Origin of the sequence: Salmonella sp. NW177 (genome assembly GCF_051811585.1) — a bacterium.
In the GTDB taxonomy this organism is placed as follows: domain Bacteria; phylum Pseudomonadota; class Gammaproteobacteria; order Enterobacterales; family Enterobacteriaceae; genus Salmonella; species Salmonella enterica.
This window is the reverse complement of the sequence record NZ_JAMMZV010000003.1, coordinates 138,828-157,827: the sequence shown is the minus strand read 5'-3', so window position 1 is coordinate 157,827 and position 19,000 is coordinate 138,828. Positions and strand designations below refer to the sequence as shown.

General features: G+C 50.3%; 20 protein-coding genes. 5 read left to right on the top strand and 15 right to left on the bottom strand.

Going from position 1 to position 19,000, the window contains the following annotated elements:
* Positions 1 to 117 precede the first annotated feature (117 nt).
* Positions 118 to 1,029 carry a recombination-associated protein RdgC gene (rdgC, locus tag NA986_RS11070; protein ID WP_000964305.1) on the top strand — a complete coding sequence of 304 codons (912 nt, stop codon included), beginning with the start codon at positions 118 to 120 and terminating at the stop codon, positions 1,027 to 1,029.
* 42 nt (positions 1,030 to 1,071) lie between these two features.
* Here the strand turns inward: rdgC and ppnP are convergent, their stop codons facing one another.
* From ppnP to NA986_RS11045, 5 genes are all read right to left on the bottom strand, one after another.
* The gene (gene ppnP / locus NA986_RS11065; RefSeq protein WP_000941953.1) at positions 1,072 to 1,356 is read right to left on the bottom strand and encodes a pyrimidine/purine nucleoside phosphorylase; all 285 of its coding nucleotides are present in this window, start codon (positions 1,354 to 1,356) and stop codon (positions 1,072 to 1,074) included.
* A gap of 70 nt (positions 1,357 to 1,426) precedes the next feature.
* A complete protein-coding gene (locus NA986_RS11060; protein WP_001276437.1) occupies positions 1,427 to 2,104 on the bottom strand; it encodes an AroM family protein in 678 nt (225 codons plus the stop codon).
* A gap of 250 nt (positions 2,105 to 2,354) precedes the next feature.
* A complete protein-coding gene (gene yaiA, locus NA986_RS11055) occupies positions 2,355 to 2,546 on the bottom strand; it encodes a protein YaiA (protein WP_001143161.1) in 192 nt (63 codons plus the stop codon).
* 26 nt (positions 2,547 to 2,572) lie between these two features.
* Positions 2,573 to 3,118, bottom strand: coding sequence for a shikimate kinase AroL (gene aroL / locus NA986_RS11050; RefSeq protein WP_000983569.1), 546 nt, complete (start codon positions 3,116 to 3,118; stop codon positions 2,573 to 2,575).
* A 184-nt stretch (positions 3,119 to 3,302) separates the two neighbouring features.
* A complete protein-coding gene (locus NA986_RS11045; RefSeq protein WP_000158137.1) occupies positions 3,303 to 3,758 on the bottom strand; it encodes a YaiI/YqxD family protein in 456 nt (151 codons plus the stop codon).
* Positions 3,759 to 3,897: 139 nt separating this feature from the next.
* Between NA986_RS11045 and proC the strand changes: the two genes are divergently transcribed.
* Positions 3,898 to 4,707, top strand: a complete 810-nt coding sequence (gene proC / locus NA986_RS11040; protein ID WP_000412193.1) for a pyrroline-5-carboxylate reductase — start codon at positions 3,898 to 3,900, stop codon at positions 4,705 to 4,707.
* A 14-nt stretch (positions 4,708 to 4,721) separates the two neighbouring features.
* On the opposite strand, the gene adrA is transcribed toward proC, so the two are convergent.
* From adrA to NA986_RS11015, 5 genes are all read right to left on the bottom strand, one after another.
* A complete protein-coding gene (gene adrA, locus NA986_RS11035) occupies positions 4,722 to 5,834 on the bottom strand; it encodes a diguanylate cyclase AdrA (protein WP_000484097.1) in 1,113 nt (370 codons plus the stop codon).
* A 91-nt stretch (positions 5,835 to 5,925) separates the two neighbouring features.
* A complete protein-coding gene (psiF, locus tag NA986_RS11030) occupies positions 5,926 to 6,246 on the bottom strand; it encodes a phosphate starvation-inducible protein PsiF (RefSeq protein ID WP_000705165.1) in 321 nt (106 codons plus the stop codon).
* Between the two features lie 352 nt (positions 6,247 to 6,598).
* Positions 6,599 to 6,859, bottom strand: a complete 261-nt coding sequence (gene iraP / locus NA986_RS11025) for an anti-adapter protein IraP (RefSeq protein ID WP_001518423.1) — start codon at positions 6,857 to 6,859, stop codon at positions 6,599 to 6,601.
* A 296-nt stretch (positions 6,860 to 7,155) separates the two neighbouring features.
* Positions 7,156 to 8,367, bottom strand: a complete 1,212-nt coding sequence (locus NA986_RS11020) for a multidrug efflux MFS transporter (protein ID WP_000446768.1) — start codon at positions 8,365 to 8,367, stop codon at positions 7,156 to 7,158.
* A 168-nt stretch (positions 8,368 to 8,535) separates the two neighbouring features.
* Positions 8,536 to 9,249: an extensin-like domain-containing protein gene (locus tag NA986_RS11015; RefSeq protein ID WP_000480794.1), complete on the bottom strand. Its 714-nt coding sequence runs from the start codon at positions 9,247 to 9,249 to the stop codon at positions 8,536 to 8,538.
* Positions 9,250 to 9,326: 77 nt separating this feature from the next.
* On the opposite strand from NA986_RS11015, the gene ddlA reads away from it, so the two are divergent.
* Complete coding sequence (gene ddlA, locus NA986_RS11010; protein ID WP_001096596.1) at positions 9,327 to 10,421, top strand: D-alanine--D-alanine ligase; 1,095 nt, start codon at positions 9,327 to 9,329, stop codon at positions 10,419 to 10,421.
* 25 nt (positions 10,422 to 10,446) lie between these two features.
* Here ddlA and NA986_RS11005 read toward each other — a convergent pair whose 3' ends face one another.
* Entirely contained in the window at positions 10,447 to 10,662 is a 216-nt protein-coding gene (locus tag NA986_RS11005) for a DUF2754 family protein (RefSeq protein ID WP_001239242.1), read from the bottom strand.
* A 267-nt stretch (positions 10,663 to 10,929) separates the two neighbouring features.
* Here NA986_RS11005 and NA986_RS11000 point away from each other — a divergent pair, with 267 nt between their 5' ends.
* A complete protein-coding gene (locus tag NA986_RS11000; protein WP_000763139.1) occupies positions 10,930 to 11,238 on the top strand; it encodes a YaiY family protein in 309 nt (102 codons plus the stop codon).
* Positions 11,239 to 11,275: 37 nt separating this feature from the next.
* Here NA986_RS11000 and yaiW read toward each other — a convergent pair whose 3' ends face one another.
* Together yaiW and sbmA are read right to left on the bottom strand one after the other, a co-directional pair.
* Positions 11,276 to 12,370: a surface-exposed outer membrane lipoprotein YaiW gene (gene yaiW, locus NA986_RS10995; protein ID WP_023217009.1), complete on the bottom strand. Its 1,095-nt coding sequence runs from the start codon at positions 12,368 to 12,370 to the stop codon at positions 11,276 to 11,278.
* A 14-nt stretch (positions 12,371 to 12,384) separates the two neighbouring features.
* Positions 12,385 to 13,605 (bottom strand): peptide antibiotic transporter SbmA, encoded by a 1,221-nt coding sequence (sbmA, locus tag NA986_RS10990; protein ID WP_000477024.1) that lies wholly within the window; start codon positions 13,603 to 13,605, stop codon positions 12,385 to 12,387.
* Between the two features lie 346 nt (positions 13,606 to 13,951).
* Here sbmA and ampH point away from each other — a divergent pair, with 346 nt between their 5' ends.
* Positions 13,952 to 15,109 (top strand): D-alanyl-D-alanine-carboxypeptidase/endopeptidase AmpH, encoded by a 1,158-nt coding sequence (gene ampH, locus NA986_RS10985; protein ID WP_000830777.1) that lies wholly within the window; start codon positions 13,952 to 13,954, stop codon positions 15,107 to 15,109.
* A gap of 44 nt (positions 15,110 to 15,153) precedes the next feature.
* Here the strand turns inward: ampH and iprA are convergent, their stop codons facing one another.
* The gene (gene iprA, locus NA986_RS10980; protein WP_000950242.1) at positions 15,154 to 15,777 is read right to left on the bottom strand and encodes a hydrogen peroxide resistance inhibitor IprA; all 624 of its coding nucleotides are present in this window, start codon (positions 15,775 to 15,777) and stop codon (positions 15,154 to 15,156) included.
* Between the two features lie 85 nt (positions 15,778 to 15,862).
* On the bottom strand, positions 15,863 to 18,877 hold the full coding sequence (gene ehaB, locus NA986_RS10975) for an autotransporter adhesin EhaB (protein WP_001749095.1): 3,015 nt from the start codon (positions 18,875 to 18,877) through the stop codon (positions 15,863 to 15,865).
* Positions 18,878 to 19,000 lie beyond the last annotated feature (123 nt).

Sequence of the window (19,000 nt, the reverse complement as noted above, 5' to 3'; positions counted from 1 at the left end):
CCTCATTTTTTGGGAATATCAACAGGGTAGAATTCACCGTTCTGATTGGCAATGCAAGCCTGCCGACAATTCGTTACTATACCGCCTGGATTTAACGACAAGGCCGTGGAAATTATCATGCTGTGGTTCAAAAATTTAATGGTTTACCGTCTTAGCCGCGATATTACATTACGCGCCGAAGAGATGGAGAAACAGCTCGCCTCAATGACGTTTACCCCATGCGGTAGCCAGGATATGGCCAAAATGGGCTGGGTTCCGCCGATGGGCTCTCACAGCGATGCGTTAACGCACACCGCCAATGGCCAAATTATTATTTGCGCGCGCAAAGAAGAGAAAATCCTGCCATCGCCAGTGATCAAACAGGCTCTGGAGGCGAAAATCCAGAAACTGGAAGCCGATCAGGGACGCAAGCTGAAGAAGACGGAAAAAGATTCCCTGAAGGATGAAGTGTTGCATTCGTTGCTGCCGCGCGCGTTTAGCCGCTTCAGTCAGACAATGATGTGGATTGATACCGTTAACGGCCTGATTATGGTTGACTGCGCCAGCGCGAAAAAAGCGGAAGATACTTTGGCGCTACTGCGTAAAAGTCTTGGCTCGCTGCCGGTCGTCCCGCTGGCGCTGGAAAATCCGATTGAGCTGACGCTCACAGAGTGGGTGCGCTCCGGTACGGTCGCTCAGGGTTTCCAGTTGCTGGACGAAGCCGAATTGAAAGCGATGCTGGAAGATGGCGGCGTGATCCGCGCGAAAAAGCAGGATCTGGTCAGCGACGAGATCGCCGTTCATATTGAAGCGGGTAAAGTGGTCACGAAGCTGGCGCTCGACTGGCAGCAGCGTATTCAATTCGTCATGTGCGACGACGGCTCCATTAAGCGTCTGAAATTCTGCGATGAGCTGCGCGATCAGAACGAAGATATCGACCGGGAAGATTTTGCCCAACGTTTTGACGCGGACTTTATCCTGATGACCGGCGAACTGGCGGCGCTGATTCAAAGCCTGGTGGAAGGATTAGGCGGCGAAGCGCAGCGCTAACCAGAGGGTCCCTCTCCGCCGGAGAGGGGACTCACCGTTCCGTTACAAATAGCGGCACAGATACGAGGTGGGCTCAGCAACCTGTAGATGAAACTCGCTGTGGCCAGGCACGTTAAACACCTCACCGGCTGTATACACTTTCCATTCGACAGTTCCCGGCAACAGTACCTTCAACGCGCCGCTCACAACCGTCATCTCTTCGGGTTCGGCGGTGCCAAATGTATACTCCCCTTCCGCCATCACACCAACGCTGGCCCGGCCGGTGCTACTGCTGGTAAATCCAATAGACTTCACTTTCCCGGAAAAGTATTCATTGCTTTGTAGCATAATCAGGCCCCGTCTCATTATTAAATTAACACCCAATATAGAGTCCTGACGTTCGGCCTGTCACGTAAAATTAGACAAGCAGTTCTGAAGCTAACCGCGCAATCAAAACGTTAGAGAGTAAAACCGGCACATCCAGCGCCTGCTGTAAAATATCCCGATGACGCTGATGAAAACCCAGACAATCCAGCATAATGACGTCCGCGCCTTGATCCAGTAGCGCCTGCCCGGCATCAATTAACTGTTGCTCAGAACCGTGAACCGGATTCGCCAGCGAATACACCGGCGGCATTTGCAATACCTGCCATTTTTTCTCCTGGGCCGCCAGAAGTTCTGCAACAGGCACAATCACGCCCACCTGATGCCCATCCACAATAGAGGCGACAAGCGGTGGAATAATACGCAGCGGTTCAAGCAAAATAGAATTACGGGCTGCCATACTTTTAATCGCCGCGGTGCTCATCAGTATAATGACATCATAACCCTGGTTATCCAGCACCTCGACAACGCTCTGTAAATCTCGCTCCACCTTCTGGCGGGAAACATGGGCTATCTGGTTATCATTCAGCAACGTCAAAAGCGGATCGTCGCCAGGCTCTACAGCGTAATCCGCCATAACGTCTTCCCGGCTCATTTTTCCCAGCAGGCTATGATGGGTGATGTGTTGTTCGTCGATGTATTCCGTCAGAAGCGGTAACACTTCGCTCATTGGCACAACGCCGATTGTGAGGATTGCCAACGACGCACTCATTTTTATTCCACCTTATTACTTCGTCGTAATTCCCGGGCAAATATTCACACGCTCACCGCGCTACCTGCCCTACAAATCTCAGAAAGCGTAGCAGCAGATGAGCAACGTATTGTGTAAAGATTCCAAATAACTCCAATATTGTATTGTTATCGCTTAATTTACGGTTTTAGTTGCCAGTATAAATGTTTCAAGAATGTGATGGAGATACAATTTAGGGGTACTCAGAATCCCTTCCGAGTGGTTCATGCGTCTATGATTTATCCGGATCTTCGTAACGTTTTTTCGCATCCATCGCTTCTTCTGCGGTCGGATGCTCGCTGATGAGCGAATCAGGTTTTGGATGGTCAGCCCGTAGCTGATACCACGTCACCGTCTGGCCCGGCGTGCCTTTTTCAATGGTGACGATATAAGCTTCCCGCGGATAAGGTGGTCTGGTTGGCATAGCGTTTCCTTTATTCTGGGTGAGCGTTAAGTATAGACATCTCCCTGTAACCGTTGCGTCGACGGCGGCAGCGCCGCAATAATTTCAGAAACGACCTGGGCCGGCGCTTTCGTCGCGTCAATAATGTAATGCGCCGTTTCGCGATACAACGCGTCACGCTGCTCAAGCACTTCCCGAACCTCTTCGCTCAACGGCTTGCCGGTGAGGGTCGGGCGCAGATCCGCTTCAGGTTCAGCCTCAAGCCGGTTAACCAGCGTGGATACCGGCGCGCACAGATAAATCACTACGCCAACACGGTGCATATAACGTCGGTTATACTCCGTGAGAATAATACCGCCCCCTGTCGCCACGACAGTCGAAGGCGCGCTTACCGCCTCCAGGGCCGCGGTTTCCCGGGCGCGGAACCCTCCCCAGCCTTCTTTTTCAACGATATCAGCGACGCTCATCTGCACGTGCGATTGCAGCCAGCGGTCGGTATCTGCAAACCGAAAACCGGTTGCCTGCGCCAGCGCCATACCGATGGTGGTTTTCCCACAGCCCCGCGGGCCAACAAGATAAAGAGGTTGCATCATAGCAGGCGTTCCCCCAGGAACTGCGCATACGCAGGATTTGATATCAGCAATGTTATAATCATATCATCTAACTAGTACAACGCATAAATGTAAATAATAATTTACACAAAGGTACTAAAGTCACAATATTAGTACTATAGCAAGAATCAGAAATGAATAAACTGTAAATTTTTCATTACACGATTTATTTTTTACGCTGGCTTTCCAGCCACCACTTATCCAGCTCGGCGGCAAAATGCTGACGATCGCGCGGCGAGAGAGTGTTTGGTCCCCCCGTTTGTACGCCGCTGGCGCGTAGCGTGTCCATAAAGTCACGCATCGTCAGACGTTCGCGAATCGTGGCGTCGCTATAGCGTTCTCCCCGGGGATTAAGAGCCGCAGCGCCTTTTTCCAGCACTTCAGCCGCCAGCGGAATATCCGCGGTAATCACCAGATCGCCCGCTTCGCATTGACGCACGATTTCATTGTCCGCCACGTCAAACCCGGCGGCCACGCGGAGCGTGCGGATAAAACGCGAAGGCGGCACGCGCAAGGCCTGATTGGCAACCAGAATAAGCGGCAACTGCATCCGCTCGGCGGCGCGGTACAAAATTTCTTTAATGACATTCGGACACGCATCCGCATCCACCCAGATGGTCATAATGTCTCCCGTACGGTATACAATCTTTTATTGTCTCGCGCTTTTGCCTTTCATCAAAGTGCTGTTTCTCCTTCTGCCCATTTTCAATCCGCGTTAAGCTAACCATTCCCCATAACACACAAACATAGGGAGTGACGAGATGGAGAAGAAAATCGGTTTTATTGGCTGCGGTAATATGGGCAAGGCTATTCTTGGCGGACTGATTGCCAGCGGTCAGGTACTTCCCGGTCAGATCTGGGTCTACACCCCCTCCCCCGATAAAGTTGCCGCCCTGCATGACCAGTACGGCATTAATGCGGCGCAAAGCGCGCAGGAGGTCGCTCAGGTCGCGGATATCGTTTTCGGCGCGGTAAAACCGGGCATTATGGTGAAAGTGCTCAGTGAAATCTCCTCCAGCCTGAACAAAGACTCGCTGGTGGTCTCTATCGCCGCAGGCGTAACGCTTGATCAGCTTGCGCGCGCGCTGGGACACGACCGTAAAATCATTCGCGCTATGCCGAATACGCCGTCGCTGGTCAACGCAGGAATGACCTCCGTCACACCCAACGCGCTGGTCACACCGGAAGATACGGCTGATGTGCTGAATATTTTCCGCTGCTTTGGCGAGGCGGAAGTGATTGCTGAGCCGATGATCCATCCGGTGGTTGGCGTGAGCGGATCTTCGCCGGCCTATGTCTTTATGTTTATCGAGGCGATGGCGGACGCTGCCGTTCTGGGCGGTATGCCTCGTGCTCAGGCTTATAAATTCGCCGCGCAGGCCGTTATGGGATCGGCGAAAATGGTACTCGAAACCGGAAAGCATCCCGGCGAACTGAAAGATATGGTGTGCTCGCCTGGCGGAACGACGATTGAAGCCGTACGCGTTCTGGAAGAACGTGGCTTCCGCGCAGCGGTAATAGAAGCGATGACGAAGTGTATGGAAAAATCAGAGGCGCTCAGTAAATCCTGAAGCCCGGCTGGACGTCATGCCGCCACTTCGGTGCGGTTACGTCCGGCATTCTTTGCTTTGTAAAGCGCCATATCCGCAGACTTTAACCATTCCCGATAATGACCGATTTGTGGCGTTAACGGCGCCACGCCCACGCTGATACGTAACATGACCTGCGGCGCGCCCGGCAAGCGTAAGGTATTTAGCCGTTCATGCACTCGCGACATGGCGGTAATCGCGCTGTCTGCCGGCGTTCCGCACATAATCACCGCAAATTCGTCGCCGCCAAAGCGCCCGATAATATCACTCCCGCGTAGCGTTATCTGTAATTGACGCGTCAGGGCGATAATAGCCTCATCCCCAACATCATGTCCCCAAGTGTCGTTAATGCTCTTAAAATGATCGATATCGATAATCAACAATGTCGCCTCCCGATGGTGGCGTCGGCTGTGATCGAATTCATTACGTAATAAAATTTCCCAGTGGCGTCGGTTATAGACGCCGGTCATGCCATCCCGCGAACTCATCGCCTGCAAGCGTCGCTTATGTTCCGCTAATTTAATGGCCGTTTGATAACTTACCCAGGCGAACAGAAGCGGATACAACATAATGACGGGCAAAGAGAGCGTGACTTCCAGCGACGAGCTTCGCATCGCGACGGGTAGCCCGGTAAGCTGCAACGTCACCAGACATGACGCCAGCAAAAGGCCCATTCCGACAGTGAATAGCCGCCGCCCGCCAGCGCCCATCAGATTCATGCTCATCATCATAAACAGCGCGGCGGCAGGCAACATATTGACGCCCATCAACGCGATCCACATGCCGGAGAGGATCGCATCCACTTTCAGGTTGTAAATTTCCTGGCGTAGCGGATCAAGGGCTTTCGCCGCCCACTGCCACGCCAGATGCGGCCAGACAAAAGACCAGCCGACCAGCAATAGCCACCAGCCGCCAAAGACAGGTTGCGACACTAACACGGCGGCCACCGGTAAAAACATCCCCCCTAACCCCACCGCTCGCGGTAGCCTGATGCGCCGGGCGAAGCGCAATCCGGAGCGCTGGCGATCATCAGAAGGGTCAGGCGGCGCTACCGCCTGTTCAACCGCTTTTCGGTAAAAATTTTCATCATTCATTATTTTTGGGAACATTTAGAAACAATTTTCCCAAATTATAGAAACAGAGCGCATGGAGGAAGTATGAAATTTCGGGTGAGTGTTTTTCAGGACTCACCCGATAGCACTACGCCGCTTTTTTCAGGCAGGCGCTCATAAACTTGCTACGGTCATCGCCTTTCAGTGATTGTTCCGTCGCCTGAACATTGCATTCACGCATTTTCTGCTGTTGCGGCGTCAGGCTTTTCTCGCCAGGGGCTGACTGACTGTTTTTTAGACAGTCGCTAAGGTAGGTTTTACGCGCATCGCCTTTCAACGCTTGCGCTGTCGCCTGCTGATTACAGGTCGTCATGCGCTGCTGTTGCGGCGTTAACGGTTTCTCGGTTGCGCCGACGGCGGTTAAAAAGACCAGGCCAAAAAGTAAAGTCACCAGTAATGTTATTTTCATAGCACCATCCTTTTGTCAGTGTACACATTACACGTTGTCCCTTTGGGAAATATCCCAGGGACTTTATATAAGTCTGGCCGTTACTGGCAAAAATACCACCCGGTTGTAAAAGTATTACTTACCGTTAGCAATAGATGTTTTATTGATTGACAAACCGTAGGCTAATGTGCAATTCGATTATCCACAGTCACACTGGCAGGATGCAGAAGAACAGCGCATAGCGTTACACTGTTATTACCATAGCCGCTTCGTTTTTATTTCGCTCTGTATTACCCAGAAGAAAATAAAAACGAAGCGGCTATGTTATTTCATAAAAGTAACGTTATAACAACTGTGTTGTTTTAAAATACGATTAGTGCCGGGGGTGTCTCAGCAACTTTTTTACATATTGGCGCAGCAATTCCGTATCGTGATCAGGAACGCTGGCATCCGGCTTTACGCCTTCAAGTGCCCCCTCTACCTGACGTATCAACATCTCCTGCTCGTTTTGCGCCATGTTACGTAACATTGCTGTGACGATAATCTCTAACGCTTCTACCTGAGCAACCAGTTCTTTCGACTCTTCTTCTTTTTGGGCTAGCTTAAGCAACAACTCTGCTATGAGATTTTTCATGACCATATTTCCTTATTAGTTCCAGGGTGACGTTATCACTATGAAGAACCACTGCCTAGAGGCTGAAAGTACTATTTTTATGATACAGGAAGAACTTTACACAAATAATTATCACTGTCGCCGCAGCGAAACGTTTCTCAGACCGAAAACGAGACGATAATAAACCATCAAAAAACAATAATCACGCTATATCATAATTTAAGGTTATGCCATCTATAGAAAAACTTCACGGATAAAGAATATATCTTTTAATTTAAACCATATCGTAACGGCAGAAGCGCCGTTACGATGCACCGCTATTGGCCTTTCGCTTTTTGCGCGTTACGCCGACGACGTAACGCCAGGGTCAGTTGCCCGATATTGATCAACACGATCGCCGCCGTAGCGATAAAAACCCAGCGGAAACCGGCCATCGCCGATACCGTCGCGCCCATCAACGGCCCAACCACGTTGCCCAGGTACATAAATGACTGGTTGTAGCCAAAAATACGTCCGGTAATTTGGTCGCTGGAGTATTTCACCAATAACGTTTGTACGGCGGGTAACATCGCGCCATCGGCAAAGCCCAACAAGAAACGCAACAGCCCCAACTGGAACGGCGTAGTGACCCAGGACATCGCGAAGAAAAGCAGCACTGCGCAGATAAGCGTGGCCATCAGAATTCTTTCCGTGCCGATTCTGTCGCCAAGTTTTCCCAGGCGAGGCGCGGAGATAAGCGCGGAGATACCGGGCACCGAGGCAATTAACCCGCTAAGAAAGGCGATGTTATTACTGTCCGGCATCATTGATTTGATAAACAGCGCCAGGATTGGACTGATGGAACCATTACAGAGTTGAATGACCATCGTGGTAAAAAACAAACTGATCACCAGCGCAGGATAAGGTAACGACGCAAAAACGGCTTTACCACTCAGGCGTTCGCTTTTCTTGATGACCGGACGCACGCCTTCTTTAATTAAAAATAGCGTGACCAGAAAGCTCACCACCAACAGCATGGCGGTAATCAGAAATACCGCCCGCAGCCCGATATGATCCGCGACAAAGCCGCCCATTAACGGCCCGCCGATAACGCCGCTGATCTGCGCGGTAGAAAGCGTACTGAGCGCCCAGCCGCTACGTTCGCGCGGTACCTGAGAGGCTACCAGCGCCATGGCATTGGGGATATAGCCTGACGTTAACCCCATGATTCCGCGCAGCAGGAAAAGTTGCCAGACATGGGTCGCGAATGCCTGCAGTAGAATAGCTATCGCCATCCCGAGCGACGCGCGCAATAGCATCAGTTTACGCCCTTTACGATCGGCAAGACTGCCCCACATCGGCGACACAATGGCGGAAATAAGAAACGTGATGCTAAACGTTAACCCGGACCACATTGATAACGCTTCATGGGAAGAGACGCCAAGCTGGGAAATATAAAGGGGTAAGAATGGCAGGATTTGGCTGATTGCCAGCCCGGTAAAAAAACATCCAAACCAAACGGAAATTAGATTAACTTTCCAGGATTCCATAAGACTCGTAACGGTAAGTAGCTGAAAATACGCGTTAGCTTAGCAAGTTCTCTTTTTCCTGGTGGTTCCAGAGGTGCGATACGTCACACTTTGCTATTTTGTCTCCCCGTTCATCATTTTTGTGAAATATATCACATTATACAGCCGCGCAAGGCAGACGTTTATGCTTTAACGACACACGCCGTAGCCCCGCATTCCAAGATGAAAATGGTTAGCATGAGCAGCGTTATAGTCAGGCCCGAGCCCATTGCCATAATAATGGCAACTGGCGTTTAACATAGCGCGTAACCAGGGCCCCGTCTCCTGACGCCCCCAGCCGCGCAGAACAGTGATTTTTCGGCCATCTGATAGCTGAAACCCGCTGACATCCAGCGCTTCTGCGCTGGCATGTTCACTGCGACGCGCATCCGGGCGGTGATAAATATTACGGCAGGCATAGCTGCCCAGATGTTCGATGCGGGTCAGGCGGCGCTTCATCCACGTTTCTGTTAAAGGTTTTGCCTGCTGTTCGACAAACAGCGCGGAGCGCAGCGCCAGCGGGCAGGAGGCTAAAAAACTGCTGCTCAGTTTGACCTGACCAAAATCTCTGACGCGCACAACATGGGACAAGGGACATTCACCAGCGCTATCCGCAACAGGTTGTGATGAAATTAATCCCTGTTGATTGGCCGCCGTCAACAGCTCCCGGCACTGCGACGGCGTCAGGCGCTGTAGTTTGAAGGTAGTGATCCAGCCTGGCGGATCGGCAAGTTGTAGCGGAGCAAAAGGATTATAATAAGAGGGAAGATAACGATATCCCAGCCCGCCAATGCCGCCCAACAGCACAATAATCAGAAAACCCTTACCTCTCACGCGGCCTCCGTTCTCACATCCCATAAACATTATGGCAGAAGCCCGCGAAACCCGCGTTTTGTCGTGGTAATGTATACGCTTTGCATTCGATGGAATGGGTTTTTAAGATGGCGAAATTGCGGGTAGGAATAGTATTTGGCGGTAAGTCGGCGGAACATGAAGTGTCTTTGCAATCAGCGAAAAATATCGTTGATGCGATCGATAAAACCCGCTTCGACGTGGTGCTGTTAGGGATAGATAAGGCGGGACAATGGCATGTTAACGATGCGGAAAATTATTTGCAGAATGCAGACGATCCGGCACATATCGCGCTACGTCCTTCGGCAATCAGTCTGGCCCAGGTGCCTGGCAAACACCAACACCAATTGATTAACGCCCAGAACGGGCAGCCGCTACCGACGGTAGATGTTATTTTTCCTATCGTCCACGGTACGCTGGGCGAAGACGGCTCATTGCAGGGGATGCTGCGCGTCGCAAACTTACCGTTTGTCGGTTCAGACGTGCTGAGCTCCGCAGCCTGCATGGATAAAGACGTCGCCAAACGACTGCTACGCGATGCAGGACTGAATATCGCCCCGTTTATTACACTCACCCGAACGAATCGTCACGCGTTTAGTTTTGCCGAGGTTGAATCCCGTCTGGGACTGCCGCTGTTCGTTAAGCCCGCCAATCAGGGCTCTTCGGTCGGCGTTAGTAAAGTCACTAACGAAGCGCAATATCAGCAGGCGGTCGCGCTGGCTTTCGAATTCGATCATAAAGTGGTGGTGGAGCAAGGGATCAAAGGGCGCGAGATCGAATGCGCCGTATTAGGTAACGATAACCCACAGGCCAGTACCTGCGGCGAAATCGTACTGAATAGCGAATTTTACGCCTACGATACTAAGTATATTGATGATAACGGCGCACAAGTTGTCGTGCCTGCGCAGATCCCTTCCGAGGTGAATGACAAGATCCGCGCGATCGCGATCCAGGCTTATCAGACGCTGGGGTGCGCGGGTATGGCGCGTGTCGATGTCTTCTTAACGGCAGACAATGAGGTCGTGATTAACGAGATTAATACGCTGCCAGGTTTTACCAATATCAGTATGTATCCAAAACTCTGGCAGGCGAGCGGATTGGGCTATACCGATTTGATTAGTCGCCTGATTGAGCTGGCGCTGGAACGCCATACGGCGAATAACGCCTTAAAAACCACGATGTAATACCGCACGCCCGATAGCGCAACGTTTATCGGGCGTCTTTTACCTCACCATCTTCGCGCCGACGAATGATGAACCCCGCCAGCCAGAAGCTAATAATCCACGTTACCAGCCCAACACCATAGGTTTGCCATCCTTTCGCCTCAAAACCCAGCAATCCTACGACGCCATTCAAAATAAAGATAAGGCCAATAGAGAAGGCATAGTAGTGCCAGTCACGACGAATTTTTACAGGCAAACGCATAACGACTCCGACGTATTAACAGCAACAAAAACGTATTTTTGCATACTTCTGGCGAGCGAGTCTGTGGGGGATACGGAATTTCTTAAATGTTAATTGATTTTGATAAAAGTGATCGTTTTGTGACAACTAACAAAAATTTACGCGATGGATACATTCCGTATGTGAAATTACCATGATTCTGATATTGACAAACACAATGACCTGTCAGACTTCACAGTAAGCCGATGGCATAACGCCAGATCGTAGCCGATCATCCTGGAGGTCTTTATGGCTGATTTCACTCTCTCAAAATCGCTGTTCAGCGGGAAGCATCGAGAAACCTCCTCTACGCCCGGAAATATTGCTTACGCCATATTTGTACTGTTTTGCTTCTGGGCCGGAGCGCAACTCTTAAACCTGCTGGTTCATGCGCCGGGCATCTATGAGCATCTGATGCAGGTACAGGATACAGGTCGACCGCGGGTAGAGATTGGGCTGGGCGTCGGGACGATTTTTGGCCTGGTGCCCTTCCTCACGGGCTGCCTCATTTTCGCCGTTATCGCCGCGTTTTTACGCTGGCGTCACCGTCACCAATAAACCTTAGCGCGCTGGAGAAAGTATCCCAGCGCGAAATTTATCGCCCCATACACCGCGCCCGCCGCTCATCAACTCGTTTAGCAAACCAGGCGGTTGTCAGCTTGCGCGTGATCTTCGGGCTTTCCAGTTGAATACCGGGCAACATTTCCCGCGCAAGCGTCTTGCCCGTTTTGGCCTCGGCCAGTTTATAGACTTTCTTGTAGAGCGCCGTTTTTTCAAACGCCAGGCTATCGCCTTTCTCCAGTTGGCTGCGAATTTCACGCTCACTCATTCCCAACTGCCCTGCCAGTTTGCGCACCGCTAACTCTGTTTTGCCCGGTTCCTTGCTGTTATAACGAATCAGATCGCCATCCAGCGCCAGTTTTACCCCACTGGCTTTACTGACGGCATTCTGGAACGCAGCGTTACGGCTGGCGTACCATCCCGCGTTGAAGTCGGCGAAGCGGAAAACAGGCGCGCTGTAGTTCGCCGGGTAATTCAGCAAATGGTAGGTTCCAAACCACAATCCGCCACGGCGCGTAAAGACCTCCTGACGTACCGTACCCGTCATCTTCCACGGATAGCCTTTCGCGTGCTGTTCGGCAAAGGCAATGCTGACCTGCATCGGGCCGCCCGTATGCACCGGGTTATATGAGCCAAATAGCGTCTGCCCCATAGGGACCATATTGATAAAGTCGTCAAAAATAGCGCTAAGCTGTTTTTCGGTTTTTACCGTGTCCAGGCGTTCGCTATAGCTCTTGCCGTTGGGGGAGTTAATTTTCAGCGCGGTGTGCACCAGAAACAGCGGAATGTGTAGTCGTTCAGCGCGGCGATCAATCTCCTGCCAGGCGATTTTACTTAGCCCCGGCACGACAGGATCCGCCTGATAACCGGACTCCTGCTGGGCGACAGCCAGCACCGAACAGATATTTTCTACCGTCGGCGACAGCCCCTGGCTCTTAAACGTTGTCGCGATATCTTTCGCCCAGGCCTCTCTGTCTTTGACACTGGCCGGCATTTTCTGACGTACTACGCTTGCCACGTCGACAGGCTTCTCGCCTTTGCTCACCGGCTGCCCGGATTGACTACTACAGCCAGCCAATATGGCGACCGCCAGAAAAGGCAGAGGATAAAGACGGGACGCCGCCGACATAACGTTTCCTTCTGTTAGCTAAAAGAGTGAGTCACTTCCTGAACTGGCTGACCATCCAACTGACGTTCAAAGCTACGCAAACGTTTATAAATAGACATCAGCTCCACCAGAGTCGTCCAGGAGTTAATCAAATACTGGAACGAACCGCGCACCTGGCCAAACACGTTGGTGATTTGCGTCATCAGCCCCAGCGTAATCGTACCGGCAACAATGGAAGGAAACAGCAGGAACAAACCGAAAACGTTATCGACCTGCAAATAGAGAATGCGCGCGATGTTGAAATACATATAGTGAAAGTAGAGACGGAAGTAGTTATGGCGCACTGCGCTAAACAGTTCACGGACGGTTGGCGGCGTGGCGCGGCTGGCGTCATCTTCACCGTAGACCAGCTCCTTACGATAAGCGGCTTCCACTCGCTGATTTTTAAATTCTAGCCCCGGCAATTTGATCCCGACGACCGCCAGCAGGCCCGTCCCCATTAATGACCAGACTATAGCGGCAATGACCAGGCCGTAAGGGATATGTCCTACGATGGGTAAATTAGGCACATGCGCTGACAGGGTGACCAACACCGGCAGAAAGGCGATAAGCGTCATGATGGCATTGATAAAACTCACGCCCATGTTCTCCAGTGTAGAGGCAAAACGCATGGTGTCTTCCTGCACACGTTGGGCGGCCCCTTCGATATGGCGCAGGTACTGCCAGTGCGCCATATAGTGCTCATTCATTGCGGTACGCCAGCGAAATACATAGTGGCTGACAAAGAAGTTGTTCAGCACACCGATCACCACGGCGATAAGCGCAATACCGAGAAACACCCCCACTTCATGATAAAATTGACCAAGAGTGACCTTGTGCGGCGAGCTGAGCGCCGTTTGAATCAAATCATAGAATGGTGCGTACCAGGCGTTAACCGCGACGCCAACCTCCACCAAAAACCAGGTGACAAAAATAATGAGCGAGGTGCCAAGTATCGACCAGTACTGCCAGCGGTGCGGACTATAGATGAACCAGAACGTTGCAAATAATCCCACACAAATCAGGTAATAAGCATAAAAAATCAGATAGTCCAGCGACCAGAAGCGCGCTGCGCTGATAGGCACTTCATCGGATGCCCCCACAAGTCGCGCCACCCAATCTCCTCCTCCCGCCTGCCAGAAAATGACGGCGATAAGCGCCCAAACAAACGCCGACATGAAAAACGGCCCTGGCTTTGGGAAAAAAGATTTAAACATCATGCTCTCCTGCTAACTTCTTCTCTTTATTACGGCTGCTGTGACGGCGGCAATATCACGCCATGCCCACGCAAATGAAAGGGCTAAACCAGGCATTGTGACCTACGTTGTGACGCTTAGTTCGCACTTCTGCTCAACAGAATTGTTTCGACGAGTTTCATCCTAAGCAGGCAGGCTGACGCTATCAGGTTATCACAAGCGCTCTATCACAAAAGTAAACATTCTTCATCACGAAAACCCGCCGTTACGTTTTTTCACCCACTTTTTTCTCTTTAACGTTTTGCAATGTGCCGCCGGGTAGTATAAATACGCATAACCACCGTTATTTCACTTATGGACATCACCGTTGAAACGTAGTCTGCTTTTTACTGCCATGCTGTTTGCGGCATCACTTACTTCTGTCCAGGCGGCTCAGCCGATTGCCGATCCGGTTTTTGCCTCTGATATCGTTGATCGTTATGCCGAGCATATCTTTTATGGTAGCGGCGCCACGGGCATGGCGCTGGTGGTGATCGACGGCAATCAACGCGTGTTTCGTAGTTTCGGTGACACCAGACCGGGCAATAATGTTCGTCCACAGCTTGATTCGGTCATTCGTATCGCTTCTCTCACCAAGCTAATGACCAGTGAAATGTTGGTAAAATTGCTCGATCAGGGAACGGTAAAATTAAACGACCCTCTCAGCAAATATGCGCCTCCCGGCGCGCATGTCCCGACGTATCAAGGCACGCCGATTACGTTGGTCAACTTAGCGACCCACACCAGCGCGCTTCCGCGAGAACAGCCCGGCGGCGCGGCGCATCGTCCGGTATTTGTCTGGCCAACCCGCGAACAACGCTGGAACTGGCTCTCCACAGCAACGTTAAAAGTCGCGCCAGGCTCGCAGGCGGCCTATTCCAATCTGGCGTTCGACCTGTTAGCCGACGCGCTGGCGACCGCCTCCGGCAAACCTTATACGCAACTGTTTGAAGAAAAGATTACTCGCCCGCTGGGAATGAAAGACACCACGTTTACCCCTTCTCCCGATCAGTGTAAGCGTCTGATGGTGGCAGAAAAAGGCGCAAGCCCCTGTAATAATACGCTGGCAGCCATTGGCAGCGGCGGGGTCTATTCTACGCCAGGAGATATGATGCGCTGGATGCAACAGTATCTGTCGTCAGATTTCTATCACCGTAGCCAACAGGCCGATCGTATGCAAACGTTGATTTATCAGCGCACACAGTTAAAGAAAATCATTGGGATGGACGTACCGGGTAAAGCCGACGCGCTCGGTCTGGGCTGGGTCTATATGGCGCCAAAAGACGGACGTCCTGGCATTATCCAGAAAACAGGAGGCGGCGGCGGTTTTATTACCTATATGGCGATGATCCCACAATATAATATTGGCGCTTTTGTGGTCGTAACCCGTTCCCCCCTCACGCGTTTTACCAATATGAGTGACGGGATTAACGATTTGGTTACTGAGCTAAGCGGCAATAAACCGATTGCTATTCCTGCATCCTGAGTCGTCGCGCCTCGCGCTATATCAGACGAGGCGCAACATTTTTGTTAATATTCGGAGGGCAAACGGTTAATACTGATCAGTTTGCCTTTATTCATTTCAATGTAATTACCCTTACGCAGGGCCGCGAGAACTTCCGCCACCACCGATCGCGATACGCGCGTTCGTTGATGAATATAATTCATAACACCAATACGTGAGCGAAGTTCTTCATCCCACTCAATCATTGTCATTAACGTCGCACGAATCTGGTCGTAAGAATTATTACCAATGAGCTGCTTGTCACGAAGTTCCAGTACCTGACTTTTCCATACTATCCAACAGAAGGCTTCACGCCACAGTTGGTTCTGCTCAATGATGGCGAGAGTTTGTGATGATGAGAGGCGATAACCGATGCAACCGCTCTCCGCAATTAATTTATATTGTGCCTCTTTTTTCGCCACACCATCGGCTAAGCCGAAAATAAAGGGGGCCTGCACAATACCAATAAGAACTTTATCACCGCGAACTAACGAAACAACCCCCTCTAAAATAACAAAGGTATGGGTATTACTTTCATCAGGTGAACAGATAATCTCTTTATCATTAACAAACTCGAAACGCGTACCATGCTTAGAAAGGCATTTATCGAGTCTGTAGAATTCCTGTAGTGGCTTGCTTAAAGATAACATATGCATTCCTTGCAATAATGCCCGTCAAGTCCTTGACGGGCATTTTTCAGTTTAAATTACCTTTATTTCTCCTGAGAGAAAATGATTACCAGGTATATTTAACACCAACGTTTGCAGACCAGTCTTGATCAACATCACCGCCGCCGAGGTAGTTAGCATCGGTGTAGGCGCTGAAGTTCTTCGTGAAGCTGAACTGAGTACCCAGACCAACACGTACCGCAGAACCTTCTACGCCGTTGTCGATAGAGTCGCCGTTTACGTCAGCATCGTTGTTGGAGTCGTCGTAAACGTAAGCCAGTTTGAAGTACGGGGTCAGCGCCTGATCTTCGCTGTAAGTGAAGGTATAACCTGCATCTACACCGAGTTCATAACGCATGCTGTCGTAAGACTGACCGTCAACTTTCATGTCGTTGCTCAGCTGGTAGTCGTCGCCAGACTGGAACAGACCGGATACGCTGCCGTAAGGCGTTACGTAGCCTGCATCACCCAGCTTCAGATCATAACCCAGTTTCAAGCCGAAGCCCCAGGCGTCAGAAGAGGTGTTGCCGTCAACGTAAGTACCGTCGCTCATGTTAGCAGACAAATCGTTGTTGAAGTGAGAGTAGCTCAAGTTACCGTCAACAAAGATGTTGTTTGCGAAACGAGCGGAAGAGTAGATGTAGGCAGACTGGCTGTCCTGATCCACCTGACCGGTACGATCGCTCAGATCGCCTTTCGCGAAGCCTGCTGCCGCACCAACGATCCACTTAGCGTTGTTACCATCAACTTTGGTATCAACACCGACCATGATGCCATTAACATCCTGATCGTAGTTAATGGTGCCGTTGTCGCCGTTGAAGTTACCGCCGAAGTAGCTTACCCATGCGCCGCCGTTATCCGCCAGGCCATGACGAGCGTTGGTCAGACGAGTACCAACGGTGTCTTGTTCCAGGTTCCAGATATTGGTGTTCGCAGAAGGAATGCTCAGCGCCATGTTAGCGTAGTCGGTCAGTTCCATCTGTTCCAGCACGACAGTGTTGCCTTCCTGCTTAGCCTGATAGGTGTAAGCACCCAGGTCAGCTTTGTTTGCTGCAGAGAAGGTAGCGGTGCTGTTCTTATCGTTAACATAGATCAGCTCATTACCTTTATAATCCGCAACAGAACCCGCGCCAGTGGCGTTGTCGATACGCACTTTATAGTTACCGGTGGCAGCTGCAACATTGTCACCAACGTTATCAACTTCATCCTGACCTGCTTCCGTCTGGTCGGTATCGTAAGTATCGCCGTTACCGTTAATGGTCAAATGACCATCAGAGTTCATCGCAATCACGCCATAACCGTAGTTAGACTTAGTCGTGTCGTTAGTACGATCGTTAGTCAGGTCAGCATCCAGTACGAAACGGTTACTTTCGATGTTGAAGACACCAGCGTTCACATAACCGTTAGCATCGGTGTAGCTGGTCAGGTTCAGAGTATCAACCTGCAGCGCATTAGAAGCGCTATTACCAACATCCAGTACACCATTATTGGTTACGTTGATAGTGTTTGCGTACAGGGCAGCATCATTTACGCTCCAGCCAGCAGAAACATCATCAGCAATCGTAACGGTACTGTTATCGATAGACAGGGTATCAGTTGCAACATGACCATCTTCATTGATGTTCAGAGCAGAACCACCAGTCAGGCCGATAGTGTCAGAAACCAGAGTAGAATCAGCAACATTGACAACAGAACCACTATTGATACTCAGCGTATCAATCAGAGAAGTTTTAGTAGTGTCCCACTGTGATCCGGTATTCAGGGTCACGTTAAACAGGCCGCTCTGATAAACTTCGTTACCAACGATATGGTTATACTCACTGTAGTCAGTATAAATGTTATCAACACCTACAGTTGATAATGGCCACAGACTATTAGCTGCGATATCGATCAGAGTTGCAGTTGCCTCGGTACCTACAGCATAAGAATCGTAAACTCCATCCGGAGATGTGGCATCAAGAATACCGTCGCCGTTAGTATCTACAGTATATTCAAAAACACCGTCTCCATCGGCATCAGTACCAGTGTCTGTCATATGTACAGACATTGCTGCACCAACCCATTTGCTACCATTATTCAGGGTAACATCCATACGGTCAGTGCCATCCCAACCGTTCGTGTCGCGGTCAGCATCAGTATCACGATAGCTATCCGCTCCATTCGGGAAGAAGTTTTCATCGAAATTGCTGGAGAATACAACATCGCCCATCAGCGTGGAGTTGCTGAGGTTGACCGTCGTCTGCATTGCATTATCAGCATATGGGTGTGCAATTGCCGCAATCGCAATGTCATCAGCAGTATAAGAACCACTGTAATCGCTAGCGTTATTAGTATTACCAAACCAGCCGGAAGTACCTTCATCAGACAATGAACCAGAGGTTACGGTAGAATCAACAACATTGATTGTGTTATTAAATACTTCACTACTGTTTACGCCAGTGCTAACGGTGTTATCGTCGATATCTTCCCATTCGTAGCCCTGAGTCAGGGTAATACCAGCAACATGAGAATTATTTACAATAGACAGATCAACTTCCTGATCCAGTGTAATCGCGGTACCCATGCCATAAACATCAACAACATGTGTATCCGCAGTACCATCGGTATAGGTACCGTTATAGGTATAATGCTCGTAGTTGTCATCAATAGTAGAGTTATCAACGGTCAACGCCAGACGATCATATACATACCCGGTGTCACGATTTACGCAATCGGTACCCTCAAGACACGCGGAGGTAATCATACCGTGAATAGTACTGTTTTTAATTGTCAGGCTATTCGCATTAGTATTGGTAGTAACGCCATCATCCAGATAGTAGGTAGAAATAACGCCATTAACTCGCGCGTTATTGATTACAGGATAAATGTCACCGTTATAGTAACTATCAGTTGCGTAGTTGTTCCAACCTACATAGCCATCATAATAAACGTCATCAGCGTAGGTCGCATCGTTGTAGTGATGAAACGTATTGTAAGTGGTACCAGAAATATCATTAGTAGTAGCATTCGCCTGAGAAGTGATTGCCAGAGTGCAAGCCAATGCTAATTGTGAGACTACAAGTTTCTTTTTCCAGGAGTGCATTTGTCATCCCTCCTCAGGGACGTAATATAGTTGATCCATCAATTATCAATGCATAAAAACATAGAGATGTTTAGCAAGAAGGATTATGCGGCGTCATTGCTAAAAGGTTCAATTATTCTTTAT